A 24,030-nucleotide genomic window follows, 5' to 3' on the forward strand; every position below is an offset into this window, starting at 1 on the left:
TCCCACCCACCCCCCCCCCCCCCACACCCCCCCCCCCCCCCCCACCACCCCCCCCCCCCCCCCTCCCCCCCCCCCCCCCCCCCCCCCCCCCCCCCCCCGTCGAGGGGGGAGCCCACGCGGAACTGCCGCCGGAGGAGGAGGGGGCGCTCGCGTGGGCGCTGCGCGAGGCCGTGACCAATGTGGTGCGGCACAGCGGCGCGAGCCGCTGCGAGGTGACGCTCGAGGAGCGGGGGGACGAGCTGTGCCTGACCGTGACCGACAACGGCCACGGCCCCGCCCGGCCGCACGGCAACGGCCTGACGGGCCTGTCCGAGCGACTGGCCCTCGCGGGCGGCCGGCTGGAGACCGGGCGCGGACCGCGGGGCGGTTTCCGGCTGCGGGCGCGCGTGCCCCTCAGCCGCCCTCCGGTGCCCGAGCCCGCCGAGGCGCACCCCGCGGAGCCGGCCACGGCCCCCGGCGAACGGCCTAACCTGTCGCTGTGAACGATCTTCCCGTGCGCCCCGACGACCGTAGCCCCGGCGGCCCCGACAGCCCCGTCGGCACCATTCGCGTGCTCCTCGCCGAGGACCAGTCGATGGTCCGCGAGGCGCTCGCCGCGCTGCTCGGGCTGGAGGGGGACATCGAGGTCGTCACCCAGGCGGCCCGGGGCGACGAGGTGCTGGACGCCGCCCGGGGCGCGGCGGTCGACGTGGCGCTCCTCGACATCGAGATGCCGGGGATGACCGGGCTGGAGGCGGCGGCGCTGCTGCGCCGCGAGCTGCCCGGCCTGAAGATCGTGATCCTCACAACGTTCGGGCGGCCCGGGTATCTGCGCCGGGCGATGGAGGCCGGGGCGGACGCCTTCCTGGTCAAGGACGCGCCCGCCGCCCAGCTGGCGGACGCCGTGCGACGCGTGCTGCGCGGGGAACGGGTCATCGACCCGACGCTCGCGGCGGCCGCGCTCGCCGAGGGCGCGAATCCGCTGACCGACCGCGAGCGGGCCGTTCTGCGCGCCTCCGCCGACGGCTCGACCAACGCCGAACTGGCCGCGGTCCTGCACCTCTCGCAGGGCACGGTCCGCAATTACCTCTCCACGGCCATCCAGAAGACCGGCGCCCGCAACCGCGCGGAGGCCGTCCGGATCGCCCGGGACAAGGGCTGGCTCTGACCTCGCTCGACGCGGCTTTCAGTTGAGCATCGCCCGCGCCGCCCGCGCCTGCCCCAGCACGCTCGCGGCCGTGCCCGGCTCCACCGCCGCGATCACCTCCGCGTACTCCTCCAGCTCCCGCGCGCCGCGCAGGAAGTCCCCGCGCTCCACGAGCAGCTCGGCGCGCTCGTAGCGCAGCCGGGCCGGGTGGCGGGGGAGCAGCAGGGAGAGTTCGAGGGCCCACAGCTGGACGTCGCTGCGCTCGGGCCGGGCGGCGGCCCAGGCACGGATGTTGTTCAGCACCCGCAGCACGATGTCCAGCGGCTCCGCGGGGGCGAACATCGACGGTGACAACGGGGCCCCGGTCGCGCCCGCGACCAGCAGCCCGGCGTCCTCGTCGGACAGCGGCCGGCCGCCGTCGAAGGGGTCGACCAGCACTTTCTCCCCGTACGGGCCGCCGAAGCCGACGACGAAGTGGCCGGGCAGCGCCACCCCGTACACAGGCGCGCCCGCCCGTCGCGCCACCTCCAGCCACACCACGGACAGCAGGATGGGCAGACCGCGGCGGCGCAGCAGCACCTCGTCGAGAAGTGAGGACTCCAGCCTGCGGTAGTCCGCGGGGGAGCCGTGGAAGCCGCAGCGCTCGCCGAGCAACTGCGCGAGCGCCTCCGCCCACCGCCTCGGCTCCGCCTGACGGCCGAGCGCCGGCAGCAGGCCGGCGAGCCGGTCCAGCTCTATCTGCGCGGCGTCGATCCGGTCCTCCTCCGAGGGGGCTTCCTCCGGCGGGTCCTTCGCCCGGGATCCGGACCCGGCGTGCGCTTCGGCGGCGACCAGCAGGCAGAGCAGGGCGAGGTCCGGGCGCACCTCCCGGGCCGCCTCCGTGAACCGCTGCCGTCGGCCAGTCGTCTCGTGCATACGTGCCTCGTACCCGCTCGGGGCGGTGGACGACAAGCCCATCGCCGGTTTCCATGATGCGGCCGCGACCGTGCCTACCGCTGGGGCTCGCGGCGGTAGTGGTAGGTGTGGTGCGTGGTGAAGCCGAGGTCGTCGTAGAGGCCATGGGCGGCGCCGTTGTCCGTCTCGACCTGGAGATACGCGGCCGAGGCGCCCTCGTCGAGGGCCCGCTCGGCCAGCCGTGCCATCACCAGGGTGCCGAGCCCCCGGCGGCGGTGGGCGGGTCCGACCTCCAGCGCGGCGAACCCCGCCCACCGGCCGTCCACCACACAGCGGCCGATCGCCGCCGGACCGCTGTCGCCCGGCCCGCCCGGCACGGTCGCGAACCAGACCGACGGACCGCCGGTCAGTACCGCCAGCGCGTCGTCGGCGCTCCCGGGGGCCGTCGCGGCCCGGCCGTACGCGCCCCGCCACTGGTCGGAGGGCTCGCGGGAGAGCAGGACCTCGTCCGTGGCCGTGCGGGGCGCCCGGTCGGCGATCGGCGCCAGCGCGGCGGTGCGCATCACCGCGTGCCGCTCGGCCGTCCAGCCGCGGTCGGCGAGTTCGGCGTCAAGCAACGCGTCCGCCGCCGCGTCCCCCGTGGTGACCTGCACCAACGCGGGCAGCGAGCGCTCGGCGTACCACGCGGTGACCCGGTCCAGGGCGGTCGGCAGCGGCAGCCCGCAATCACCGAGGGGCAGCGCCGAGTTGGCCCGGGCGGTGAAGCCGCCCGCCGCCCGCAGGGTCCAGTCGCCCAGCCGCCCGGTCTCCCGCGCGGGCCAGCCCCGCGCCGCGACCTCCTGGAGCTCGCGCGTGCTCGTGGCCGGGCCGCGCCGCCGCGCCGGGGCGTCCGGCACGACCTTCCCCGCGACGAGCGCCGACTCCTCGACCTCGACCGTTTCCCCGTTCCGGCGTGTGATCCGCAGCACACCGTGATCCCAGGACGAGAGCACCCCCACCGCGTCGGTGAAGCGCTCCGGTGAACGCTCGCGGTCGTTCAGGAGACGTACAGATACCCTTTTTCCTACATCAGCGGTATTGATCCGGACTTCCAGTCGTCCGCCCGTGGTGAATTCCACAGCTCTCCCCACCCCTCCTGTTCGTCATGTGCCCGGAAACGGAGATACTAGGTGTGGGCATCGACGACGCCGCGCTCCCGCGCGAGATGAGCCCTACCGAGGAGGAACGACAGCGTGACCTACGTCATCGCGCAGCCTTGTGTCGACGTGAAGGACAAGGCGTGCATCGAGGAGTGCCCCGTCGACTGCATCTACGAGGGCTCCCGGTCCTTGTACATCCACCCGGACGAATGCGTCGACTGTGGTGCCTGTGAGCCGGTATGCCCCGTGGAAGCGATCTTCTACGAGGATGACACTCCTGAGGAGTGGAAGGACTACTACAAGGCGAACGTCGAGTTCTTCGACGAGCTCGGCTCGCCCGGTGGTGCCTCCAAGCTCGGCCTGATCGAGCGTGATCACCCCTTCATCGCGGCGCTGCCGCCGCAGGCCGAGGGCGAGCACTGATCGCCCCGCCGGCGCCGCCGCGGCCCCGTACGGCACTTCCGCCGTACGGGGCCGCGGCGTTTCCACGGCGGACCGCCGACACAAGAACGACTTCGGACTGACGTAAGAGAGAGAATCGTGGGCGCAGTCTCCTCCCGCCTCCCCGCCTTCCCCTGGGACCGCCTCGAGCCCTACAAGGCCACCGCCGCGGCCCACCCGGACGGCATCGTGGACCTGTCGGTGGGCACCCCCGTCGACCCCGTCCCCGACCTGATCCAGCGGGCGCTGACCGACGCGGCGGACAGCCCCGGCTACCCCACGGTGTGGGGCACGCCCGCGCTGCGCGCGGCCCTGACCGGCTGGGCCGCGAGCCGCCTGGGCGCCGAGGGCCTGGCCGAGACCAATGTGCTGCCCGTCGTCGGCTCCAAGGAGCTGGTGGCCTGGCTGCCGACCCAGCTCGGCCTCACCGCCGGCGACAAGGTCGGCTACCCGCGGCTCGCCTACCCGACGTACGAGGTCGGCGCGCGGCTCGCGGGCGCCGAGCCCGTCGTCTACGACGACCCGACGGAGCTGGACCCCACCGGCCTCAAGCTGCTCTGGCTCAACTCCCCGTCCAACCCGACGGGCCGTGTCCTGTCGGCGGACGAGCTGCGGCGCACGGTCGCCTGGGCGCGCGAGCACGGCGTGCTGCTCTTCAGTGACGAGTGCTACCTGGAGCTGGGCTGGGAGGCCGACCCGGTCTCCGTGCTGCACCCGGAGATCTGTGGCGGCTCCTACGAGGGCATCGTCGCCGTCCACTCCCTCTCCAAGCGCTCGAACCTGGCGGGCTACCGCGCGGCGTTCCTCGCCGGTGACGCCGCCGTCCTCGGCGAGCTGCTCCAGATCCGCAAGCACGGCGGCATGATGGTCGCGGCCCCCGTCCAGGCCGCCACCGTCGCAGCCCTGGGCGACACCGCGCACGTCACCGAGCAGCGCGAGCGCTACGCCCGCCGCCGGGCCGCGCTGCGCGCGGCCTTCGAGGGCGCGGGCTTCCGGATCGAGCACAGCGAGGCGTCGCTGTACCTGTGGGCCACGCGCGACGAGCCGTGCTGGGACACCGTCGGCGAGCTCTCCAAGCGCGGCATCCTCGTCGCGCCCGGGGACTTCTACGGATCGGCGGGCGAGCAATTCGTGCGGATCGCCTTCACGGCGACTGACGAGCGGGTCGCGGCGGCGGTTGCCCGGCTGGGCGGCTAGGCGGGTACGGCTCGCTGCCGTCGGCCCGCCTGCGGCGGGAGCGCCCTGCGGGCGCGTCCTCAATCTCCCCCAGCTACCGCTGGGAGGTGCCCCCAGCGGGCTTGATGTGGCTGAGCTCAGCCAATACCAGCCCGTCCGGCGATTGAGGACACAGCACAGCGGCCCGTCCGGCGTTTGAGGACACCGCCGCGCAGCGGGGGTGCAGACATACGAGAGGGCCCGGGAAACGACTCCCGGGCCCTCTCGCGTGTGCGGCGCGCTGCTGGATCAGCCGCCGAGCGGGGTGCTGGGCAGCCCGCCCTTGGTCGCGGTCTTGGCGGTCTCGCCCACGACCTTGCCGGCGGAGGAGCCGACCTGGCCCGCGGCCTTCTGGACGACCGGGGTGGCCTCCTTGCCGACCTTGCCGACGGTCTTGGTGGCGGCGGGTACGCCCTCGACGGCCTTGCCCCCGAGGTTGGTGGCCGTGCCACCGGCCTGGTCGGTGACCGCGCTCACGTTGTTGGTCAGGTTCGCGGTGTCCAGGCTGCTCAGGGGGGCCTGGGTCACGTCCGCGGCGCTCGCGACGCCGGCCGCGCCGACGGCACCGGCGGCGCCCGCTGCGACGAGGAGTGCAGCCTGGGCGATCCGACGCGTGAGGGGGAGGGACATGTTGCTCCTTTGACGGAGTGGAGGAGGTTTGCCGTCCGGCTCACTGGCTGGCGAGCGGACGCAGTGACTACCGCGCGAATCCCTTGAAGGTTGCGGTGCCCGAGGGTAAAGAGTTCGTAATGCGTCGCATTATCGGCTCTGTGAAAACCCGGGCAAACGTGGCGGCCCGTAGTGCGGTGCGGAAGGCTTACAAGCCTTTAGTCACAAGGGATTCGGGTAAATCCCGCCGCTCTCCCGGGCATGCGGTGAGCACGGCATTCGCGCACGGCGGCCATCCCCCGGAAGGGGGTGTGATCGCACTACTGATCGGTGGTGATCCGGACGGTGGGAGTCGTATCCGCACCGGATTCCCCGGCGTGCCCCGCGCTCTTCCGCCAGCCCGCGGCGGAATCCTCGGCCGTCCATACCCGGCCGTCGAAGGCGACGCGCTCGATGCGCAGTTCGGCGGCGTGCGCCACCGCCCACGACGCCAACGCCCAGCCGCGCCGCGGCAGATCGTCCTCCGTCGACGCCGCCCGCAGCGGCACCGTCACCGTGCGGGCGCCCGCGGCGCCCTTGGCCCCGCCACCGGACCCGGCGCCCACGACCGGGCGCACCAGCGCGCCGAACTCGCGCGTCAGCTTCGCCTGTACCGCCGACGGGTCGCCCGGCTTTCCGTCGCCGGGGCTCCTCGTGCAGCTGAACGCGCCCGCCGTGCGGCCGGTGAGCGCCGAGGCGAGCAACGCCGCGCGCGGCTCGTGCTTGGCGTACGCCTGCGGGAATCCGCTGCGCTGCACCTTCTGCGCGGCCACCGTGAGCGGCAGCCGGGAGTAGCCCGGCACCTCGACCAGATGAGCGTAGAACTTCCCCGACGCGTACACCGGATCGGTGATCTGGCGTGCGGTGCCCCAGCCCTGGGTGGGCCGCTGCTGGAACAGCCCCAGCGAATCGCGGTCGCCGTGGTGGATGTTGCGCAGCCCCGACTCCTGCATGGCCGTCGCCAGCGCGATCGTCACCGCCCGCTCCGGCAGTACCCGCGAGGTGCCCACGGCGGAGATCGTCGCGGCGTTGACCGCCTGTTCGGGATCGAGCGAATACTCCTCGCCGTGGTCCCGGACGACACATCGGGGCGCACCCGGCCCGGCTGTCACGAAATGTGCCACCAGATACCCGATCAATGCCAGCAGCACGGCACAGGCGGCCACGGTACGCAGCAGTCGGCCACGGCGGGCGAGGGAGATCCGGGACATGCGGGCCACGTTACTGGAGAGACATAAGAATCGATTGAGCCGGACCGTGCCTTTCCCGGTCCCATGCCTTTCGAGCTCCTTTCCCGAAGTGCCCGAAATCGCCCCGGGCCTCCTCGAACACGACCACGAGAGTTAGAGTCGCGGCATGGACCATGCCGCACTTGACCTGTCCCTCGACGCGAGCGCCCTGACGGCGCGACTCGTCGACTTCCCGTCGGTGAGCGGTGACGAGAAAGCCCTCGCGGACGCCGTCGAACAAGCGCTGCGCACCCTGCCCCACCTCACGGTCGACCGGTACGGCAACAACGTCGTGGCCCGTACGAACCTGGGCCGCGCCGAGCGCGTCGTGCTGGCCGGCCACCTGGACACCGTCCCGATCGCCGACAACGTCCCCTCCCGGCTGGACGACGACGGCTATCTGTGGGGCTGCGGCACCAGCGACATGAAGTCCGGCGTCGCCGTGCAGCTGCGCATCGCCGCGACGGTCCCCGAGCCGAACCGCGATCTGACCTTCGTCTTCTACGACAACGAAGAGGTCGCCGCCCACCTCAACGGCCTCGGCCACGTCGCCGAGGCACACCCCGACTGGCTCGCCGGAGACTTCGCCGTACTGCTGGAACCCTCCAGCGGCCAGGTCGAGGGCGGCTGCCAGGGCACCCTGCGGGTCCTGCTGCGCACCCAGGGCGAGCGGGCCCACTCGGCGCGCTCCTGGATGGGCAGCAACGCCATCCACGCGGCGGCGCCGATCCTCGCGCGGCTGGCGGCCTACGAGCCGCGGCGCCCGGTGATCGACGGACTGGAGTACCGGGAGGGGCTCAACGCCGTCCGCATCGAGGGCGGCGTCGCGGGCAACGTCATCCCCGACGCCTGCACCGTCACCGTCAACTTCCGATACGCGCCCGACCGCAGCGAGGCCGAGGCGCTCGCCCACGTCCGCGAGTTCTTCGCCGACTGCGGGGTGTCCGAGCTGGTGGTGGACGACCACTCGGCCGCCGCGCTGCCCGGGCTGTCCCACCCGGCCGCCGTCGCCTTCATGGAGGCCGTCGGCGGGACGGCGAAGCCCAAGTTCGGCTGGACGGACGTCTCGCGCTTCAGCGCCCTCGGCGTGCCCGCGGTGAACTACGGCCCCGGCGACCCGCTGCTCGCGCACAAGCGCGACGAGCGGGTGCTGGCCTCTCTGGTCGACGAGTGCGCGGAGCGGCTGCGCGCCTGGCTGACGAGCTGACGGTTCCTCGGGTCCCCGCCGGTCCCGAGCTCCCTCCGCCATCGCGAATTCCGCTGCGCGCCCCGTGAGTGGGCCTAGGCTGAATGGAAGATCCTTCCCCCGCTTTCGGCGGGGAGGCCCCATGCGGAGGGAGCACGGTATGGACAGTCCCGACGGCAGGCGCGCGCAGCGGGAACAGCGCCGGGGGCCGGTCACACGCCGGCACGGTCAGATGCAGCAGGGGACCACCGACCAGCACCTGCTGGACACGAGAGGGACCGCGGACTGGGTGCACGAGGACCCCTTCCGGGTCATGCGCATCCAGTCCGAGTTCGTCGAGGGCTTCGGGGCCCTCGCCGAACTGCCGCCCGCCATCAGCGTGTTCGGCTCGGCCCGTACACCCCGTGACTCCTCGGAGTACGAGGCCGGGGTGGCGATCGGGCGCGGCCTGGTCGAGGCGGGTTTCGCGGTGATCACGGGCGGTGGGCCCGGAGCGATGGAAGCGGCGAACAAGGGCGCGACGGAGGCGGGTGGCGTCTCGGTCGGCCTCGGCATCGAGCTGCCCTTCGAGCAGGGGCTCAACCCCTATGTGAACCTGGGCGTGGACTTCCGCTACTTCTTCGTCCGCAAGACGATGTTCGTGAAGTACGCGAGCGGGTTCGTCGTCCTGCCCGGCGGCCTCGGCACCCTCGACGAGCTGTTCGAGGCGCTGACCCTCGTCCAGACGAAGAAGGTCACGCGCTTCCCGATCGTGCTCTTCGGCACCGAGTACTGGCAGGGCCTGGTCGACTGGGTGCGCGGCACGCTGATCGCGCAGGGCAAGGCGGGGGCGCACGATCTCCAGCTCTTCCACCTCACGGATGACGTCGACGAGGCGATCGGCTTGGTGACGAAGGAAGCGGGGACGTAACCGGGGCTCCGGTGACGAAGGTCGCCGGACGGACACAGTGCAGCAGCCCGTCCGGCGACCTTGAGTCACCCTAGGCGAGTCCCCGCCTGGCCACCGCGGGTGCGCGGTGACCGGCGATGGAAGCCACCATGTCCAGCACCTGCTTCGTCTCCGCGACCTCGTGCACGCGGTAGACCTGGGCTCCCAGCCACGCCGAGACCGCCGTCGTCGCGAGGGTGCCCAGCACCCGCTCCTTCACCGGCTTGTCGAGCGTCTCGCCCACGAAGTCCTTGTTCGACAGCGAGACGAGCACTGGCCAGCCGGTCTCCGTCATCTCGCCGAGCCGGCGGGTGGCCTCCAGCGAGTGCCGGGTGTTCTTCCCGAAGTCGTGGCCCGGGTCGATCATGATGGCGTCGCGACGGACCCCGAGGCCGACGGCCCGCTCGGCCAGCCCGAGGGTCACCCGCAGGATGTCCGCCATCACGTCGTCGTACTCCGTCCGGTGCGGCCGGGTGCGCGGCTCGACACCGCCCGCGTGGGTGCACACGAGCCCCGCGCCGTACCGGGCGGCGACCTCGGCCAGCTTGGGGTCGACCCCGCCCCACGCGTCGTTGAGCACGTCCGCGCCGGCCTCGCAGACCGCTTCGCCGACCTCGTGCCGCCAGGTGTCCACGCTGATCACCACGTCCGGGTGGCGCCTGCGCACCTCGGCCACGAAGCCGACCGTGCGGCGCGCCTCCTCCTCGGCGGTCACCTCCTCGCCGGGACCGGCCTTCACACCGCCGATGTCGATGATGGCGGCACCTTCCGCCACCGCCTGCTCGACCCGGGCCAGCGCGGGCTCGTCGTGGAAGGTGGCGCCCTGGTCGTAGAAGGAGTCCGGCGTCCGGTTCACGATCGCCATGATCACCGGTTCGCGCTCGTCGAACTCGCGTCGTCCAAGCCGCAGCATTTTCCGTACTCCCTCTCCGTGGTCCGCCAGCGACCTTAACTGTCAGTGGGGCATGGCACGATCGTGGAGCACGGTTTGGCTTGCGGAATTCCGACGCACCGCGTGACGGGCGCACCTCGGGGAGATGGTCGTGTTCTGGTTCTTTCTCATCACGCTGCTCGTGGTGGTCGCCGCGGTGACGCTCTCCGTCGGCGGCGGCGGTGGCGGCGCGTTGGCCGACGCGGCTCCCGACCGGATCGGCCCGCAGTTGCCCGCCGAGCGCCCGTTGGGCCGGTCCGACGTCGACGCGCTGCGGCTGCCGGTCGCCCTGCGCGGCTACCGGATGGTCGAGACCGACGACGCCCTGGACCGGCTCGCGGCCGAGCTGGCCGAGCGCGACGCCCGGATCGCCGAGCTGGAGGCGGCGCTCGCGGGAGCGCAGGCGTCGGCCATGAGCGGACCGGGCCTGCTCGAGGGCGAGCCCGGTCACCCGGCTCGGGCCGGGCGGGGTGAGAGCGGTGGCGGTGGCCAGGAGGCGGGGCAGTACGCCGACGGGCGCGCCGACGGGGACGTGACGGCGGACGGCCGGGACGGCCGGAACGGGGGAGCGGGAGCATGAGCGTGGGTGCGGTCGCCGGTCCGGACGGGCTGGCGCGCTGTCCGTGGGGCCTGGAGACGGAGTCCATGGCGGACTACCGCGTCTATCACGACACCGAGTGGGGCCTGCCGGTGCGCGGTGACGACGCGCTGTACGAGCGCATGTGCCTGGAGGCGTTCCAGTCCGGGCTGTCGTGGCTGACGATCCTGCGCCGCCGGGAGGGCTTCCGGGCGGCCTTCGCCGGCTTCTCCATCGCCGCGGTGGCGGCCTTCACGGACGCGGACGCCGAGCGCCTGCTGGCCGACCCGGGCATCATCCGCAACCGCGCGAAGATCGCGGCCGCGATCGGCAACGCGAAGGTCGCGGCGCGGTGGGAGCCCGGCGAGCTGGACGCGCTCATCTGGTCGTACGCCCCGGGACCCGACCGGCCCGTACCGCGCACCTGGGCCGACGTGCCCGCGACGACCCCCGAGTCCACGGCGCTGGCCAAGGAGCTCAAGAAGCGCGGCTTCCGCTTCATCGGCCCCACGACCGCGTACGCCCTGATGCAGGCGTGCGGCCTGGTCGACGACCACCTCGCGGACTGCCACGCCAGGCGGCTGCCGCCGCCGGGGTCCGCGACGGCCTGACGCGCCGGCGGGCGCCCTGCGGGCGCGTCCTCAATCGCCGGACGGGCTTGTTATGGCTGAGCTCAGCCGAATCCAGCCCGTCCGGCGGCGCCTGGCGTCAGCGCCCCACGTACTTCGGCTTCTCCTTCTTCAGGAAGGCGTCCACCGCGATCCGGTGGTCGTCGGAGGCGCCCGCCTTGGCCTGGAGCTCGTTCTCCTTGTCCAGTGCCTCGGTCAGCGAGTGGCCGGCGGCGAAGTCCAGGGACGCCTTGATCGCCGCGTAGGCGAAGGTCGGGCCGTCCGCCAGCCGGCGGGCCACGGCGCTCGCCTCGGCGGCCAGCTCGGCGGCCGGGACGACCTTGTTCGCGATGCCCAGCTCCTGCGCCTCCTGGGCGCTGACATTGCGCGGGAAGAGCAGCAGATCGGCGGCCCGGCTGTGGCCGACGAGGCGGGGGAGGGTCCAGGAGACGCCCGAGTCGGCGGTGAGCGCGACCCCGGCGAAGGAGGTGTTGAAGCCCGCGGTGTCCGCGACCACGCGGTAGTCCGCAGCGAAGGCGAAGCCCGCGCCCGCACCCGCCGCGACCCCGTTGACCCCGGCGATCACGGGCTTCGGCATGCCCGTGATCGCGGTGACGATCGGGTTGTAGTGCTCCTCGACCGTGCTCATCACCTTCTCGGAGTCCCGTCCGAGCAGCTCGACGTGTTCCTTGAGGTCCTGGCCGACACAGAACGCGCGGCCGGTGGCGGTGAGCAGCACGGCCCGTACGGCCGGGTCGCCGGCCGCCTCGCGCAGGGCCCGGAGCAGCGCGACCTTGGTCTCGATGTTCAGCGCGTTCATGGCGTCGGGACGATTCAATGTGATCGTCGCGAGTCCGTCGTTCACCTGGTACAACACGGTGTCGGCCATGGTGCGGTCCCTCCCTCGGTCGGCTGTGGTCAGGGCTCAGCATGCCGGAGATCATCCGCGGTCGATATGTGACCTGCGTCAAAGAATCGGGACTCTGTGCGGGTGTGGTGGCGGAGCAGTATCGCAGCCGGATCCCCGAATTGGGTGGTTTTGCGCGAGAGCGTTGTCGAAGGGATGCGGACCGATGTTGGTCATCGGGTCGCGCGATGCGGGATAATGGCCTGGAAGCAATGTGTTCGATGCCGGTGATGCGGAGCCCTGCCAGGGACCCGTCGGCTGACGATGAGCTGGTTTCAGGAAGGGGAACGAGCATGGCGGCCATGAAGCCGCGGACGGGCGATGGCCCGCTCGAGGTGACCAAGGAGGGGCGGGGCATCGTCATGCGGGTTCCGCTCGAGGGCGGCGGTCGTCTCGTCGTCGAGCTGACACCGGACGAGGCCGAGGCCCTCGGAGACGCCCTGAAGAAGGTCGTCGGCTGACGCAAGCCCACGATTCTTTCACTGCCCCGGCAGCCGGATCACCGGCACCGGGGCAGTGGCATGTCCGGGGCCCTGTCCGCCGTGCCCCGCCGCCCCGCCCTGCCGCGCCGCTCAGTCTCCCTGCCCCGCCGATCAGCCGACCCGCCCCGCCGCTCAGCCCCGCCGGACCGCGCACAGCAGTCCGTCGCCGACCGGCAGCAGGGACGGCAGCAGCACGGTGGACTCCCGTACCGCCCGGAGCAGTTCGCGCAGTCGCTGGACCTCCGCGGGCTGCGCCGCGGAGTCCACGGTGCGGCCGTCGGCGAAGACGCCCTCGAAGCAGACGAGGCCACCGGGCCGCAGCAGGCGCAACGATTCGGCTAGGTAGTCGAGACACTCCAGCCGGTCGCCGTCGCAGAAGACCAGGTCGTACCCGCCGTCGGCGAGGCGCGGCAGCACCTCCAGCGCGCGGCCGGGGATGAAGCGCGCCCGGTTGCCGGCGAAGCCCGCCGCGCGGAACGCCTGCCGGGCGAACTGCTGGCTCTCGGGGTCGCTGTCCACCGTCGTCAGCACGCCGTCGGGCCGCATGCCGTGCAGGAGGTGGATGCCGGAGACCCCGGTGCCGGTGCCGATCTCGGCGACGGCCTTGGCGTCCACCGCCGCGGCGAGAAGGCGCAGCGCGGCGCCGGTGCCGGACGACACCGAGCGGAGACCTGCCTCACGGGCCCGGTCACGGGCCCAGCGCAACGCCTCGTCCTCGGCGACGAACGCATCGGCGAACGCCCAGCTCGTCTGCCGGTTGCCGGTAATGGCCCTCTCCTGTCCCCGTAGTCGACGCACCCGTGACTGTATCCGCTGACCACGGGAACCCGCAGATGGGACCGGGCGTTGAGAGGAGCAGAGGCAGTTGGCGGACCAAGACCAAAAGCAGGTCAAAAATACTTATCCGGAGCTAACGGGCGGGGTGGATATGGTAGGGGCTCTACTGGAGACCGCCAGAGCCGACAGGGGAGGTGCGGCTGCGGCCGGAGACCGTCGGAGAGCGCTGCGGCGCTTTCGCAGGTCCGCCGTCGAGCCGAAATCCGTGACCAACACTGCTGACAGCCCGATCCGCACCACAGACGCATCCACCGCGACTTTCGCCACCGATGCGGATGCTCAGGCGTGGACCCCTCCCACCTGGGAGGAGATCGTCAGCACCCACAGCGGCCGGGTCTACCGTCTCGCCTACCGCCTGACCGGTAACCAGCACGACGCCGAGGACCTCACCCAGGAGGTCTTCGTCCGTGTCTTCCGGTCGCTGTCCACGTACACCCCGGGCACGTTCGAGGGGTGGTTGCACCGCATCACCACCAACCTCTTCCTCGACATGGTCCGGCGCCGTCAGCGCATCCGCTTCGACGCGCTGGGCGACGACGCCGCGGAGCGGCTGCCGAGCCGCGAGCCCTCCCCGCAGCAGCACTTCAACGACACGCACTTCGACGCGGACGTCCAGCAGGCGCTGGACACCCTCGCCCCGGAGTTCCGCGCCGCGGTGGTCCTGTGCGACATCGAAGGGCTCTCCTACGAGGAGATCGCCGCGACCCTCGGCGTGAAGCTCGGCACCGTGCGCAGCCGTATCCACCGTGGCCGCTCCCATCTGCGCAAGGCACTGCAGCACCGCTCGCCCGCCGCCCGGGCCGAGCAGCGCGCGGTGGCGGGTGTGGCCCCCGGCGTTCCTTTGGGTAGGGAGGTCGGGATCGCGTGACCGGTTCAGGCGGTCAGTCCCCCGCCGAGCACCATCTCGGCGACCGCCTCGCGGCCCTGGTCGACGGGGAGTTGGGACACGACTCTCGGGAGCGGGTGCTGGCGCACCTGGCGACCTGCTGGACTTGTAAAGCGGAAGCCGACGCTCAGCGTCGGCTCAAGAGCGTGTTCGCCCAGGCGGCGCCCCCGCCGCTGTCCGACAGCCTGCTCGCGCGGCTCCAGGGCCTGCCGGCCACCGGGGGCGATGACGGGCAGGACGGACGGCAGGGCCCGGGCGGTCCGGGAAAAGGCGCCTTCGGCGTACGGGTGGAGGAGCTGCCTCTGCTCCCGGGCGTCGACCACCGGCCCCTTGAGCGTGGCTTCCGCACCCATGACGTCGAGCGCGGCAGCGTGCGCGGGCGTCGGTTCGCCTTCGCCGCGGCCGGTGCCGTCTCGCTCGCCGCGTTCGCGCTCGGTGGCTCCCAGCCGCTGGAGACGGCCGGGGACAGCCCCCGGGCCCGCGCCGAGAACGCCCGGCGGGTGGCCAGCCCGCTCGCCATGGCCCCCGGCCGGGTCCGTGAGGACACCCGCCGGGAGCGGGGGATGGCCGCCGCCTCGCAGGACCGGCCCACCGCGATGGGTGTCCCCGTGGTGCCCACCTCGCTGAGCGTGTCCCTGCTGCGTCCCTCCGGGGCGCCGCTGTTGCCGCCGCTGGTCCGCACCACGCTCGCCGTCCCGACGGCACCCCCGCCCCCGCCCGCGGCCGGCTCGTCCACGTCGCACTGACAACCGAGGCCCTCTGCGCACACCCGGGCAGACCTGGTTGAATCCCTAGTGGGCCGCGCACGCCTCGGGCGATGCCGCGCGCCCTCAGGCGAACCGTGGGGAGAAGATGGACGAGGGGAAGGCGCGGGCTCTCGGGCCCAAGCCGCAGTGGTGGAGCCGTCCGCGCCGGGCGCAGGCCGACCGGCAGGACGGGGCGGGCGAGCAGCCCGTAGCTCTGGGGGCGGAGCGGTACGCAGGCGCCGAGGGCATGCCCGCCGCCGAGGCGCGGCCCGTGGCGCCGCCCCTGCCGCAGGATGCACCCTGGGAGGCGCAGTCGGCGCATCCCGCCCAGCAGCCCCCCGCGGACACGGCGGCCCCGCCCGTCACCGCCGCCCCCGGCCACGACGGCGCCCCCGCCCCCCTGCACGCCCCCGATCCGTACGGGACGCCCCCGTACGGCGGCCCGGGCCCCTGGGCACCCGCACCGCCCGTCCAGCGCCCGGTGACCCCGGCGCACGGCACGCACCTGCCGCCGACGGGTGTCACCCCCGCGCAGGGCACGCACTTGCCTCCGGCGGGCGTCACCCCCGCGCACGGCTCCCACCTGCCTCCGGCGAACGTCACCCCGGCCCACGGCACCCCCTTCCCGGCGACGGCCACGCCTCAGCCGGGTCCCTGGCAGTACGACCCCTGGGCTCCCCGGCCGCACGGCGCACCGGGATCCCACGCCGTCGAGGCACCGGCGAAGCGGGCCCGGCGCGGCAGGCTCGTGGCGGGGGCCGCCGTGGTGGCCCTGGCCGCCGGCGGTGTCGGCGGCGCGATCGGCGCCCATCTGGAGCGGGACGGCGGCATCGGCGGGAACGTGACCCTGCCGCAGGCGTCCGCGGAGCAGGCGAGCCGCGCACCCGGGAGCATCGCGGGCATCGCCGCCCGCGCGCTGCCCGGCGTGGTGACGATCCATGTGCGCGGCGGCGAGGACCAGGGCACCGGCACGGGCTTCGTGCTCGACAAGCGGGGCCACATCCTCACCAACAACCACGTCGTGGAGCCCGCCGGGGCCGACGGCTCCATATCCGTGACCTTCAACGGCGGCCAGACCGCCAAGGCCACCGTCGTCGGCCGGGACAGCGGCTACGACCTGGCCGTCATCAAGGTCACCGGCGTCTCCGGGCTGACCCCGCTGCCCCTGGGCAATTCGGACTCCGTCCGGGTCGGCGACTCCGTCGTCGCCATCGGGGCGCCGTTCGACCTCGCGGGCACGGTCACGACGGGCATCATCAGCGCCAAGGAGCGCCCGATCACCGCGGGCGGCGAGAAGCGGGACGGCAGCGACGTCAGCTACGTCGACGCGCTGCAGACCGACGCCCCGATAAACCCGGGCAACTCCGGCGGCCCCCTGATGGACGCCCAGGCCCGCGTCATCGGCATCAACAGCGCCATCCGCTCCGCCGGGAACGAGGACGGCCCCGGCGGCGGCCAGGGCGGCAGCATCGGCCTGGGCTTCGCCATACCGATCAACCAGGCCAAGCGGGTCGCCGAAGAGTTGATCAACACCGGCAGGGCCACCCACCCGGTCATCGGCGTGACGCTCGACATGGAGTACACGGGCGACGGCGCGCGGGTGAACACCAAGGGCGCCAAGGGCCCGGCCGTGTCCCCCGGCGGACCGGGCGACAAGGCGGGCATCGAGCCCCGGGACGTGATCACCAAGGTGGACGGCGTTCCGGTGCACAGCGGCCAGGAGCTGATCGTCAAGATCCGCAGTCATCGCCCGGGCGACCGGCTCGGCCTGACCGTCGAGCGCGGCGGCCGGGAACGCACCGTGCAGCTGACCCTGGGATCGGCGGACGCGGGCTGACAGGCTTTGGCCCGATGTTGGCCCGGCTGTTCCCTCGGCCCACTCCGGGCCAGGTACCGTGATAGGTGGCCTGGCCCGGCGGCCACTGACGCATCAAGGAGCTGCAACGTGCTCGACATAGGATTCTTCGAGCTGGTCGCGCTCGTCGTGCTGGCGGTGCTCATCTTCGGACCGGACAAGCTGCCCAAGGTCATCCAGGACGTGTCCCGGACCCTGCGCAAGATCCGGCAGTTCTCCGAGAGCGCCAAGGAGGACATCCGCTCCGAGCTGGGCCCGGAGTTCAAGGACTTCGAGTTCGAGGACCTGAACCCCAAGACCTTCGTCCGCAAGCACGTCCTGGACAAGGACGAGCTGGGGTTGAAGGAGATCCGCAACGGCTTCGACTTCAAGTCGGAGATGGCCGAGCTCACGGACGCCGTGCACGGCCGCGAATCCACCCAGCCGGCCCCTTCCGCGGGCGGCTCGGGCACCCCGGACCTGCTGAAGAAGCAGGCCAAGCGGGACGTCGGCACACCTCCGCCGTTCGATTCCGACGCCACCTGAGTCCGCGGATGCCGGGCGCCATTGACGGGGGTGGCTATCCTCCCTGTGTTTGGGGTGAAGTCGTCCTTGAGGGGCGTGCTCGCCCGGGCCGGCAGGGCAACAAGGAGGCGCCACGCAGATGGAGACGACGAGTCGGGTAGGGGCCCAGGGGGCCGGCACAACCGATGCGTCCGCCGTGGACACCGCGTCCGCGGTGCAGGAAGCGGCACAGGGCGGGACCGGTACCCGGCGGTCGGTCGACGGCTATCTGATGGCTTCGTTCCCCTGGTACGGCCTGGACGAGGCGTACACCGGGCGGCGCTGGCTGATGCAGGTGGGCGCCGCCGCCGACGGCACGGTGGAACACGGGGCGACGGGCCACGGCGAGGAGCCCTCGCTGCGCGGTGAGCACATCGGCGGCCACGGCTCCCGGCAGCGCTTCGCGGTCGTGGTGACCGTCGCGAGCCGCCCGCTGCGGCGCAGCGCCGACGGTACGGGCGTGCTGGAGGCCACCTCGGTCTCCTCGGCGGCCTGGCTCGCCGGCTCGGGGCTGCTGTCGTGCACGTGGCCCGCCCAGATGGAGCGGGCTCTGCGACAGGACTGGCTGGACCAGCAGACGGCACTGGCCTGGGAGCTCGCGGACCACCTGGACGACGCGGCCTGGTCGACGCTGTCGCTCCCGGTGGACGGTGTGCCGACCGACTTCCGCTATCGCGAGTCCGAGTACGGCTGGGTCCTCGCGGGATCCGCCGAAGGAGGGGTCCACCTGGGCGCGTACGGGCGCGGCATGAGCGCGTACGGCATGGGCTTCTCGGTGATCAAGGAGATCTCCTCCTACGAGCACTGACCGGCCTCCGGCCATGGGTAAGGGGCGGCCTCCCCAGGGAAGCCGCCCCTTACCGTCCGGCTCTGCGGCCGTCAGAACGTATGCCGTCAGAACTTGTTGCGCGGGGTGATGCCCAGCGACATGCCCGACAGGCCGCGCTGGCGGCCGCCCAGCTTGCCGGCGATGGCGCGCAGCGCGCTGCCCGCCGGGGACTCCGGGTCGGTCAGGACGACGGGCTTGCCCTCGTCGCCGCCCTCGCGCAGCCGTACGTCGATCGGGATGGAGCCCAGCACCGGCACGTTCGTGCCCGTGGTCCGGGTCAGCCCGTCGGCGACCCGCTGACCGCCGCCCGAACCGAACACATCGACCATCTCGTCGCAGTGCGGGCAGGGCAGCCCGGACATGTTCTCCACGACGCCGACGATCTTCTGGTGGGTCTGCACGGCGATCGAACCGGCGCGCTCGGCGACCTCGGCGGCGGCCTGCTGAGGGGTCGTCACCACGAGGATCTCGGCGTTCGGCACGAGCTGTGCGACGGAGATCGCGATGTCACCGGTGCCCGGCGGCAGGTCCAGCAGGAGGACGTCGAGGTCGCCCCAGTAGACATCCGCCAGGAACTGCTGGAGCGCGCGGTGCAGCATCGGGCCGCGCCACACCACCGGGGCGTTGCCCGGCGTGAACATCCCGATCGAGATGACCTTCACGCCGTTCGCCGACGGCGGCATGATCATGTTCTCGACCTGGGTGGGCTTGCCCTCGGCGCCCAGCATGCGCGGCACCGAGTGGCCGTAGATGTCCGCGTCGACGACGCCGACCTTCAGCCCGTCGGCCGCCATCGCCGCCGCCAGGTTGACCGTGACCGAGGACTTGCCGACGCCGCCCTTGCCGGAGGCGACCGCGTAGACGCGGGTCAGCGAGCCGGGCTGGGCGAAGGGCACCTCGCGCTCGGCGGTGCCGCCGCGCAGCGCGGAGGCCAGCTCCTTGCGCTGCTCGTCGCTCATCACGTCCAGCTCGACGGTGACGCCCGTGACGCCGGTGACGCCCGCGACCGCGTCGCGCACGTTCTTCGTGATCGTCTCGCGCATCGGGCAACCGGACACCGTCAGGTACACGGCCACGGCCACGGTGCCGTCCGCGGCGATCCCGACGGATTTGACCATGCCCAGCTCGGTGATCGGCCGGTGGATCTCGGGGTCGTTCACCGTCGCGAGCGCGGCGCGGATCGCGTCCTCGCTCGGCACGGAGCCCGGTGCAGTGTCGGTAGCCATACGGTCGATGGTACGGCGCCCCACCAGGGCCGCGGAAAGGGCTGTCAGCGGTCGCGTTCCTCACTCTCTTCCGGGAATACCCGCCGCTGCTCCAGTTCCTTCACCAGGTCCTGGAACTCCGAGCGGATCCAGTCCCGCGTGGCGACCTCGCCGAGCCCCATCCGCAGCGCCGCGATCTCCCGCGTCAGATACTCGGTGTCCGCGATGGACCGCTCGTTCTGCTTGCGGTCCTGCTCCAGATTGACCCGGTCCCGGTCGTCCTGCCGGTTCTGCGCCAGCAGGATCAGCGGCGCCGCGTACGAGGCCTGGAGCGACAGCATCAGGGTCAGGAAGATGAACGGGTACGTGTCCCACCGCAGATGAGCCGGCGCGGACGTGTTCCACACCACCCACAGGATGATGACGACCGTCATCCACACGATGAAGCGGCCCGTGCCCAGGAACCGGGCGATCCGCTCCGAGGCGTGGCCGAAGGCCTCCGGGTCGTACGTCGGCAGCCAGCTGCGCCGCTTGAGGCGGGGCTGGTCCAGCCGCACCCGCTGCGGGGCGGCGGACTGCGCCTTGGCCCGCTCCTTGGCCCGGTCCTTGGACTCGCCGCGCTCCCCGCGCGGAGTGAGCCCGAAGTCGCGACCGCGGTCAGTGCCCATCGACGCTCTCCCGCAGATCGCTCATGTCCAGCGCGCCGTGGTGCAGCTCGGTCTCGCGCCAGTCCTCGGGCAGCAGATGGTCCAGAACGTCGTCGACGGTCACCGCGCCCAGCAGCGAGCCGCTCGCGTCCACGACGGGCGCGGCGACCATGTTGTAGGTCGCCAGATAGCTGGTGACGGCCGGCAGCGGGGTGCCCGGCGGCAGCGGCCGCAGATCCGTGTCGGCGATCGAGCCGACGAGCGTGAACGGCGGGTCGCGCAGCAACCGCTGGAAGTGCACGGTGCCCAGATATTTGCCCGTCGGCGTCTCGTCCGGCGGCCGGCAGACGTAGACCTGCGCGGCGAGCGCGGGGGACAGGTCGGGGTTGCGCACCCGGGCCAGCGCGTCGGCGACGGTGGCGTCCGGGCGCAGCACGATCGGTTCGGTGGTCATCAGCCCGCCGGCCGTCCGCTCCTCGTACGCCAGCAGCCGCCGCACGTCGGCGGCGTCGCCCGGCTGCATCAGCGTCAGCAGCCGCTCCATCTCCTCCTCGGGCAGCTCCGAGAGCAGGTCGGCCGCGTCGTCCGGGTCCATCGCCTCCAGGACGTCGGCGGCGCGCTCCTCCTTCAGCTTGCCGAGGATCTCGATCTGGTCGTCCTCCGGCAGCTCCTCCAGCACGTCCGCCAGCCGGTCGTCGTCCAGCGCCGCCGCCACCTCCGAGCGCCGCTTGGGAGACAGGTGGTGCAACACGTTGGCGAGGTCGGCCGGGCGCAGCCGCTCGAAGGTCGCCAGGAGGTTCTCCGCGCCCTGCCCCTGCTCCTCCATGGAGAAGCCCGTCACGGCCGACCACTCGACGGTCAGCGTCTCGCCCTTGCGGCGCAGCGCCCCGCCCTTGCCGCGCCGTACGAAAACCTTGTCGATCTCCCAGTCGCGACGGGCCGGCAGCTGGGTGATCGACACATCGAGGACCGTGACCTCCGCGTCCTTCGGATCCGCGTCGGCCAGCCGCACCCGCCGGTCCAGCAGCTCGCCGAGGATCAGCCGCTCGGTCGGCCGCTGCTCGAAGCGCCGCATATTGACCACGCCCGTGGTGATGACCTGGCCGGACTCCACCCCGGTCACCCGGGTCATGGGCAGAAAGATCCGGCGCCGGCTGACGACCTCCACGACCAGCCCGAGGACACGCGGCGGGCGGCCGCCGACCCGCAGCATCGCCACCAGGTCGCGCACCCGGCCCACCTGGTCCCCGTTGGGGTCGAAGACGGCCACGCCCGAGAGGTGCGAGACGAAGACCCGAGGGGCGCCTGCTGCCATGCCGCGAACCTCCTGACCCCTGGCCGTTCCCCGGCCGGTCACCGGCCGATCTGCGTTTCAGGCTAACGTGACCGGCTGCGCCCCGCCGCGAGGGTGCGCCCGTACGGTCTCCCCGCGTACGCTCCCGGCGGCGCGGGTACGCTGCCGTACTCCCATCGGTAACAGGAGGCAGGAGCCAAGGTGCGAACCCGGAACGCGGCCCTCGTGGGGATGGTGTGCGCCGCCCTGGCCGCGACGCTCACGGCCTGCGGCGGCGGCACCCCCGAGGACCCCGACAAGGGGACCAACGGTGTCGGCAAGCTCGAGGCCACGGTCATCCAGACCAAGGCCCGCGCGGCCGCCCGCAGCGCCGCCGCGGTCCACCTCTCCGGCAACGTCGTCAGCCAGGGCCGCACGTACAAGCTCGACATGCGGCTGAAGAAGGACGGCGGCATGGGCCGGGTCTCCTCCAACGGCAGCACCTTCGAGCTGCTGCGCGTCGGCGACGCCTTGTTCCTGAAGGCGAACAAGGCGTTCTGGTCGCACGACGCCGTCCCGGGGCAGGGCGCGGCGGGCACCCCGACGGCCGCCCCCGGGAAGCCGTCCACCAAGGGCGACAGCGCGGCCGCGGCCGACAAGCTCGACGACAAATACGTGAAGGTCCCGACCGGCGATCCCTCCTACCAGCAGTTCAAGGGCTTCACCGACAAGGACGTGCTTCTCGACGGCCTCCTCGGGCTGCACGGCAAGCTCGCCCGCGGTGAGCACGGCACCGTCGGCGGCGTCCGGACGATCCGCATCAGCGGCGGCGCGGGCAACGGCGGCCAGCTCGACGTCTCGCTCAAGGGCGACCCCTACCCGCTGCGCGTGCAGCGCGCGGGTGGCGGGGGCCAGCTGGAACTGGGCGGCTGGGGCCAGGACTTCGCGCTGGCCGTGCCCGAGAAGAAGCAGATGGTCGACTACGGGAAGCAGATTCCGCGGAGCGGTTAGCAACTGTTCGGACGGGCTGGTTTGGCCGAGGCCGGCCACATCCAGCCCGCTGGGGTACCTTCCAGCGGTAGCTAGGGGAGTTCGAGGACGCGCCCGCAGGGCGCCCGCCGCCGCAGGCAGCACGAACCGGCCCGCGGCCGAAGACCCGCTAGCGCTTCTTGCGCCGCCCCAACCCCTTGCGCAGCAACTTCGGCAGCGCCGCGGGCATGGGCTGCCGGGTCGTGACGGATGTCGGAAGCGGCCTGGCGGCCAGCGAACCGTCGGGCAGCTCACCGGTCGTCCCGTTCGGCTCGATCCGCAGCACCCGGCAGTCGCGGGCCCACCGCTCCTCGATCGCCTCGGCGTCCGGCGCGTTGAGCCGCTTGCCCTTCAGCTCGGCCACGGCCCCGGCCCACGCCTCGCCCCGGGGCTCCAGCACGGTGACCCGCCCGCCCCACATGACGAGCCGCCCGCCCTTGTCCTTGCTGCGCACGGTCACGGTCGCCACCCCGCCGTCCTCGAGCGCGAGCCCCTCCAACGGCTGCTCCCCGGGCCCGCCCACGAGATGCACGGCACCCTCGTGCCACACATGCCACAGCGCACGGCTGGGCCCGGAGGGCCCTTCCACCCAGATGAGACCGGACTTCTTGGTGGCCTCTTCGATCAGGGCCTGCGTCAGCGTCATGCGATTACCTTAAGCGGATCGGGGGTCCCCCCGGCCGGATCACAGGGTGCGCCACCGCACAGCAGCCCGTCCGGCGTTTGAGGACGCGCCCGCAGGGCGCTCGCCGCCGCAGGCGAAGCGCGAAACGCCAACAGAACAGCCAAGCGCAGCGCATACGCTGGGAAGCGTGAGAGCAGCCCGTGCCCACCGTGGCGACCCGCCCCCCGCGACCCCCGCGATACCCACCGATCCGCAGAACCCCGAAGGGCAACGGCCCGAAGGGCGAGGCGCGCGCCCCGGGACGCGTACGGATCTGGTGCTGCTCGCGATAGCCATCGCCGGGGTCTCGCTCTCCGCCCCGCTCATCGCCGCCACCGCGGCCCCCGCCCTCGCCGTCGCGTTCTGGCGCAACGCCATGGCCGTCGGCGCGCTCACCCCCTTCGCCCTGTTCCGGCACCGCGCGGAGCTGCTCGGCATGGGCCGTCGCGCACTGTTGCTGGCCGTCGCCGCGGGGGCGCTGCTCGCCGTGCACTTCGCGGTGTGGCTGCCGAGCCTGCACATGACCTCGGTCGCCTCCTCGACCGCGCTGGTCACCACCACCCCGATCTGGACGACGCTCCTGCTGTGCCTGCGCGGCCACCGCCCGCCGGCGCTCGTCTGGGCGGGCACCGCCCTCGCCTTCCTCGGCGTCGTGATCCTCACGGGCGTGGACCTGTCCCTCTCCCCGCGCGCCCTCGCCGGGGACGCCCTGGCCCTCGCGGGCGGCATGGCGGCGGCCGGGTACGTGCTGCTGGGAGCGGAGGTGCGGCGGACGGTGGGCACCCTCGCGTACACATACGTCTGCTACACCACGACGACCGTGCTGCTGCTCGTCACCTGTCTCGTCTCGGGCTCCGCCCTGGGCGGCTACAGCGGCGGGACGTGGCTCAAGCTGGCCGTGCTGACCGTCTGCGCCCAACTGCTCGGGCACTCCCTCATCAACCGGGTCGTCAAGGGCCTCGGGCCGTCCGTCACCTCGACGGCGATCCTGTTGGAGACGCCGGGCGCGGCCCTGATCGCGGCCGTCTGGCTGGGCCAGCTGCCGTCGGCCGCGGCGTACCCGGCGCTTGCGGTGATCATGGCAGGTCTGGCCCTGGTGATCATGGCGGACCGCACCCGGAAGCCGCAGGTCGAATCGGGCGTCTGACGTAGGGGCCCGCACCGGCCCCTACAGACCCCGCCGCCCGCGGCGGCAGCGACCCGCG

General features: G+C 72.7%; 27 protein-coding genes. 16 read left to right on the forward strand and 11 right to left on the reverse strand.

Going from position 1 to position 24,030, the window contains the following annotated elements; translation table 11 throughout:
* Window positions 1–170 precede the first annotated feature (170 nt).
* Entirely contained in the window at window positions 171–482 is a 312-nt protein-coding gene (locus ACZ53N_RS03125; protein WP_469139225.1) for a sensor histidine kinase, read from the forward strand.
* Between the two features lie 11 nt (window positions 483–493).
* A complete protein-coding gene (locus ACZ53N_RS03130; RefSeq protein WP_469139378.1) occupies window positions 494–1,147 on the forward strand; it encodes a response regulator in 654 nt (217 codons plus the stop codon).
* An 18-nt stretch (window positions 1,148–1,165) separates the two neighbouring features.
* Here the strand turns inward: ACZ53N_RS03130 and ACZ53N_RS03135 are convergent, their stop codons facing one another.
* Window positions 1,166–2,041, reverse strand: coding sequence for a transglutaminase-like domain-containing protein (locus ACZ53N_RS03135; protein WP_469139226.1), 876 nt, complete (start codon window positions 2,039–2,041; stop codon window positions 1,166–1,168).
* 74 nt (window positions 2,042–2,115) lie between these two features.
* Window positions 2,116–3,138: a GNAT family N-acetyltransferase gene (locus ACZ53N_RS03140; RefSeq protein ID WP_469139227.1), complete on the reverse strand. Its 1,023-nt coding sequence runs from the start codon at window positions 3,136–3,138 to the stop codon at window positions 2,116–2,118.
* 114 nt (window positions 3,139–3,252) lie between these two features.
* On the opposite strand from ACZ53N_RS03140, the gene fdxA reads away from it, so the two are divergent.
* Window positions 3,253–3,582 (forward strand): ferredoxin, encoded by a 330-nt coding sequence (fdxA, locus tag ACZ53N_RS03145; protein WP_087926433.1) that lies wholly within the window; start codon window positions 3,253–3,255, stop codon window positions 3,580–3,582.
* A 117-nt stretch (window positions 3,583–3,699) separates the two neighbouring features.
* Window positions 3,700–4,797 (forward strand): succinyldiaminopimelate transaminase, encoded by a 1,098-nt coding sequence (dapC, locus tag ACZ53N_RS03150; RefSeq protein ID WP_469139228.1) that lies wholly within the window; start codon window positions 3,700–3,702, stop codon window positions 4,795–4,797.
* A gap of 267 nt (window positions 4,798–5,064) precedes the next feature.
* Here dapC and ACZ53N_RS03155 read toward each other — a convergent pair whose 3' ends face one another.
* Both ACZ53N_RS03155 and ACZ53N_RS03160 read right to left on the reverse strand, forming a co-directional pair.
* On the reverse strand, window positions 5,065–5,445 hold the full coding sequence (locus ACZ53N_RS03155) for an ATP-binding protein (RefSeq protein WP_469139229.1): 381 nt from the start codon (window positions 5,443–5,445) through the stop codon (window positions 5,065–5,067).
* Between the two features lie 299 nt (window positions 5,446–5,744).
* Window positions 5,745–6,674, reverse strand: a complete 930-nt coding sequence (locus tag ACZ53N_RS03160; RefSeq protein WP_469139230.1) for a VldE C-terminal domain-containing protein — start codon at window positions 6,672–6,674, stop codon at window positions 5,745–5,747.
* Between the two features lie 145 nt (window positions 6,675–6,819).
* Here ACZ53N_RS03160 and dapE point away from each other — a divergent pair, with 145 nt between their 5' ends.
* Together dapE and ACZ53N_RS03170 are read left to right on the forward strand one after the other, a co-directional pair.
* Window positions 6,820–7,899, forward strand: a complete 1,080-nt coding sequence (dapE, locus tag ACZ53N_RS03165; protein WP_469139231.1) for a succinyl-diaminopimelate desuccinylase — start codon at window positions 6,820–6,822, stop codon at window positions 7,897–7,899.
* 139 nt (window positions 7,900–8,038) lie between these two features.
* The gene (locus ACZ53N_RS03170; protein ID WP_390149304.1) at window positions 8,039–8,788 is read left to right on the forward strand and encodes an LOG family protein; all 750 of its coding nucleotides are present in this window, start codon (window positions 8,039–8,041) and stop codon (window positions 8,786–8,788) included.
* 70 nt (window positions 8,789–8,858) lie between these two features.
* Here the strand turns inward: ACZ53N_RS03170 and folP are convergent, their stop codons facing one another.
* Window positions 8,859–9,719, reverse strand: a complete 861-nt coding sequence (gene folP, locus ACZ53N_RS03175; protein WP_469139232.1) for a dihydropteroate synthase — start codon at window positions 9,717–9,719, stop codon at window positions 8,859–8,861.
* A 124-nt stretch (window positions 9,720–9,843) separates the two neighbouring features.
* On the opposite strand from folP, the gene ACZ53N_RS03180 reads away from it, so the two are divergent.
* On the forward strand, window positions 9,844–10,317 hold the full coding sequence (locus ACZ53N_RS03180) for a DivIVA domain-containing protein (RefSeq protein WP_469139233.1): 474 nt from the start codon (window positions 9,844–9,846) through the stop codon (window positions 10,315–10,317).
* Window positions 10,314–10,925 (forward strand): DNA-3-methyladenine glycosylase I, encoded by a 612-nt coding sequence (locus ACZ53N_RS03185; RefSeq protein WP_469139234.1) that lies wholly within the window; start codon window positions 10,314–10,316, stop codon window positions 10,923–10,925. Before ACZ53N_RS03180 ends, ACZ53N_RS03185 begins: the two co-directional genes overlap by 4 nt.
* Before the next feature lie 97 nt (window positions 10,926–11,022).
* Here the strand turns inward: ACZ53N_RS03185 and chcB are convergent, their stop codons facing one another.
* Complete coding sequence (gene chcB, locus ACZ53N_RS03190; RefSeq protein WP_469139235.1) at window positions 11,023–11,811, reverse strand: 2-cyclohexenylcarbonyl CoA isomerase; 789 nt, start codon at window positions 11,809–11,811, stop codon at window positions 11,023–11,025.
* Window positions 11,812–12,122: 311 nt separating this feature from the next.
* Between chcB and ACZ53N_RS03195 the strand changes: the two genes are divergently transcribed.
* Entirely contained in the window at window positions 12,123–12,290 is a 168-nt protein-coding gene (locus tag ACZ53N_RS03195) for a DUF3117 domain-containing protein (RefSeq protein WP_009997451.1), read from the forward strand.
* A 153-nt stretch (window positions 12,291–12,443) separates the two neighbouring features.
* On the opposite strand, the gene ACZ53N_RS03200 is transcribed toward ACZ53N_RS03195, so the two are convergent.
* A complete protein-coding gene (locus ACZ53N_RS03200) occupies window positions 12,444–13,109 on the reverse strand; it encodes an O-methyltransferase (RefSeq protein WP_130879739.1) in 666 nt (221 codons plus the stop codon).
* A gap of 130 nt (window positions 13,110–13,239) precedes the next feature.
* Here ACZ53N_RS03200 and sigE point away from each other — a divergent pair, with 130 nt between their 5' ends.
* The 5 genes from sigE to ACZ53N_RS03225 all read left to right on the forward strand — a co-directional run bounded on the left by sigE (window position 13,240) and on the right by ACZ53N_RS03225 (window position 17,986).
* A complete protein-coding gene (sigE, locus tag ACZ53N_RS03205) occupies window positions 13,240–14,016 on the forward strand; it encodes an RNA polymerase sigma factor SigE (RefSeq protein ID WP_469139236.1) in 777 nt (258 codons plus the stop codon).
* Window positions 14,013–14,780, forward strand: a complete 768-nt coding sequence (locus tag ACZ53N_RS03210) for a zf-HC2 domain-containing protein (protein WP_469139237.1) — start codon at window positions 14,013–14,015, stop codon at window positions 14,778–14,780. The genes sigE and ACZ53N_RS03210 overlap by 4 nt, the downstream gene beginning before the upstream one ends.
* Window positions 14,781–14,886: 106 nt before the next feature.
* Complete coding sequence (locus ACZ53N_RS03215) at window positions 14,887–16,617, forward strand: S1C family serine protease (protein WP_469139238.1); 1,731 nt, start codon at window positions 14,887–14,889, stop codon at window positions 16,615–16,617.
* Window positions 16,618–16,725: 108 nt separating this feature from the next.
* A complete protein-coding gene (locus ACZ53N_RS03220; RefSeq protein WP_469139239.1) occupies window positions 16,726–17,160 on the forward strand; it encodes a sec-independent translocase in 435 nt (144 codons plus the stop codon).
* Window positions 17,161–17,278: 118 nt separating this feature from the next.
* A complete protein-coding gene (locus tag ACZ53N_RS03225) occupies window positions 17,279–17,986 on the forward strand; it encodes a hypothetical protein (protein ID WP_469139240.1) in 708 nt (235 codons plus the stop codon).
* An 86-nt stretch (window positions 17,987–18,072) separates the two neighbouring features.
* Here ACZ53N_RS03225 and ACZ53N_RS03230 read toward each other — a convergent pair whose 3' ends face one another.
* The 3 genes from ACZ53N_RS03230 to ACZ53N_RS03240 all read right to left on the reverse strand — a co-directional run bounded on the left by ACZ53N_RS03230 (window position 18,073) and on the right by ACZ53N_RS03240 (window position 21,174).
* The gene (locus tag ACZ53N_RS03230; protein WP_469139379.1) at window positions 18,073–19,206 is read right to left on the reverse strand and encodes an Mrp/NBP35 family ATP-binding protein; all 1,134 of its coding nucleotides are present in this window, start codon (window positions 19,204–19,206) and stop codon (window positions 18,073–18,075) included.
* A gap of 71 nt (window positions 19,207–19,277) precedes the next feature.
* Window positions 19,278–19,880: a DUF1003 domain-containing protein gene (locus ACZ53N_RS03235; RefSeq protein ID WP_469139241.1), complete on the reverse strand. Its 603-nt coding sequence runs from the start codon at window positions 19,878–19,880 to the stop codon at window positions 19,278–19,280.
* Window positions 19,870–21,174 carry a magnesium transporter MgtE N-terminal domain-containing protein gene (locus ACZ53N_RS03240; protein WP_469139242.1) on the reverse strand — a complete coding sequence of 435 codons (1,305 nt, stop codon included), beginning with the start codon at window positions 21,172–21,174 and terminating at the stop codon, window positions 19,870–19,872. Before ACZ53N_RS03240 ends, ACZ53N_RS03235 begins: the two co-directional genes overlap by 11 nt.
* Window positions 21,175–21,354: 180 nt before the next feature.
* On the opposite strand from ACZ53N_RS03240, the gene ACZ53N_RS03245 reads away from it, so the two are divergent.
* Window positions 21,355–22,143 carry a hypothetical protein gene (locus ACZ53N_RS03245; protein WP_469139243.1) on the forward strand — a complete coding sequence of 263 codons (789 nt, stop codon included), beginning with the start codon at window positions 21,355–21,357 and terminating at the stop codon, window positions 22,141–22,143.
* Window positions 22,144–22,291: 148 nt separating this feature from the next.
* Here the strand turns inward: ACZ53N_RS03245 and ACZ53N_RS03250 are convergent, their stop codons facing one another.
* Window positions 22,292–22,807 carry a hypothetical protein gene (locus ACZ53N_RS03250; protein ID WP_469139244.1) on the reverse strand — a complete coding sequence of 172 codons (516 nt, stop codon included), beginning with the start codon at window positions 22,805–22,807 and terminating at the stop codon, window positions 22,292–22,294.
* Between the two features lie 166 nt (window positions 22,808–22,973).
* Between ACZ53N_RS03250 and ACZ53N_RS03255 the strand changes: the two genes are divergently transcribed.
* A complete protein-coding gene (locus tag ACZ53N_RS03255; RefSeq protein WP_469139245.1) occupies window positions 22,974–23,972 on the forward strand; it encodes a DMT family transporter in 999 nt (332 codons plus the stop codon).
* Window positions 23,973–24,030 lie beyond the last annotated feature (58 nt).

Source organism: Streptomyces sp. NPDC033229 (genome assembly GCF_055576875.1).

Coding starts and splice junctions, on each gene's coding strand:
- ACZ53N_RS03250 (WP_469139244.1), bottom strand. CDS start 22,807: ATGACGCTGACGCAGGCCCTGATCGAAGAGGCCACCAAGAAGTCCGGT.
- ACZ53N_RS03160 (WP_469139230.1), bottom strand. CDS start 6,674: ATGTCCCGGATCTCCCTCGCCCGCCGTGGCCGACTGCTGCGTACCGTG.
- ACZ53N_RS03235 (WP_469139241.1), bottom strand. CDS start 19,880: ATGGGCACTGACCGCGGTCGCGACTTCGGGCTCACTCCGCGCGGGGAG.
- ACZ53N_RS03185 (WP_469139234.1), top strand. CDS start 10,314: ATGAGCGTGGGTGCGGTCGCCGGTCCGGACGGGCTGGCGCGCTGTCCG.
- ACZ53N_RS03135 (WP_469139226.1), bottom strand. CDS start 2,041: ATGCACGAGACGACTGGCCGACGGCAGCGGTTCACGGAGGCGGCCCGG.
- ACZ53N_RS03215 (WP_469139238.1), top strand. CDS start 14,887: ATGGACGAGGGGAAGGCGCGGGCTCTCGGGCCCAAGCCGCAGTGGTGG.
- folP (WP_469139232.1), bottom strand. CDS start 9,719: ATGCTGCGGCTTGGACGACGCGAGTTCGACGAGCGCGAACCGGTGATC.
- sigE (WP_469139236.1), top strand. CDS start 13,240: ATGGTAGGGGCTCTACTGGAGACCGCCAGAGCCGACAGGGGAGGTGCG.
- ACZ53N_RS03195 (WP_009997451.1), top strand. CDS start 12,123: ATGGCGGCCATGAAGCCGCGGACGGGCGATGGCCCGCTCGAGGTGACC.
- ACZ53N_RS03240 (WP_469139242.1), bottom strand. CDS start 21,174: ATGGCAGCAGGCGCCCCTCGGGTCTTCGTCTCGCACCTCTCGGGCGTG.
- chcB (WP_469139235.1), bottom strand. CDS start 11,811: ATGGCCGACACCGTGTTGTACCAGGTGAACGACGGACTCGCGACGATC.
- ACZ53N_RS03225 (WP_469139240.1), top strand. CDS start 17,279: ATGGAGACGACGAGTCGGGTAGGGGCCCAGGGGGCCGGCACAACCGAT.
- ACZ53N_RS03180 (WP_469139233.1), top strand. CDS start 9,844: ATGGTCGTGTTCTGGTTCTTTCTCATCACGCTGCTCGTGGTGGTCGCC.
- ACZ53N_RS03155 (WP_469139229.1), bottom strand. CDS start 5,445: ATGTCCCTCCCCCTCACGCGTCGGATCGCCCAGGCTGCACTCCTCGTC.
- dapE (WP_469139231.1), top strand. CDS start 6,820: ATGGACCATGCCGCACTTGACCTGTCCCTCGACGCGAGCGCCCTGACG.
- ACZ53N_RS03170 (WP_390149304.1), top strand. CDS start 8,039: ATGGACAGTCCCGACGGCAGGCGCGCGCAGCGGGAACAGCGCCGGGGG.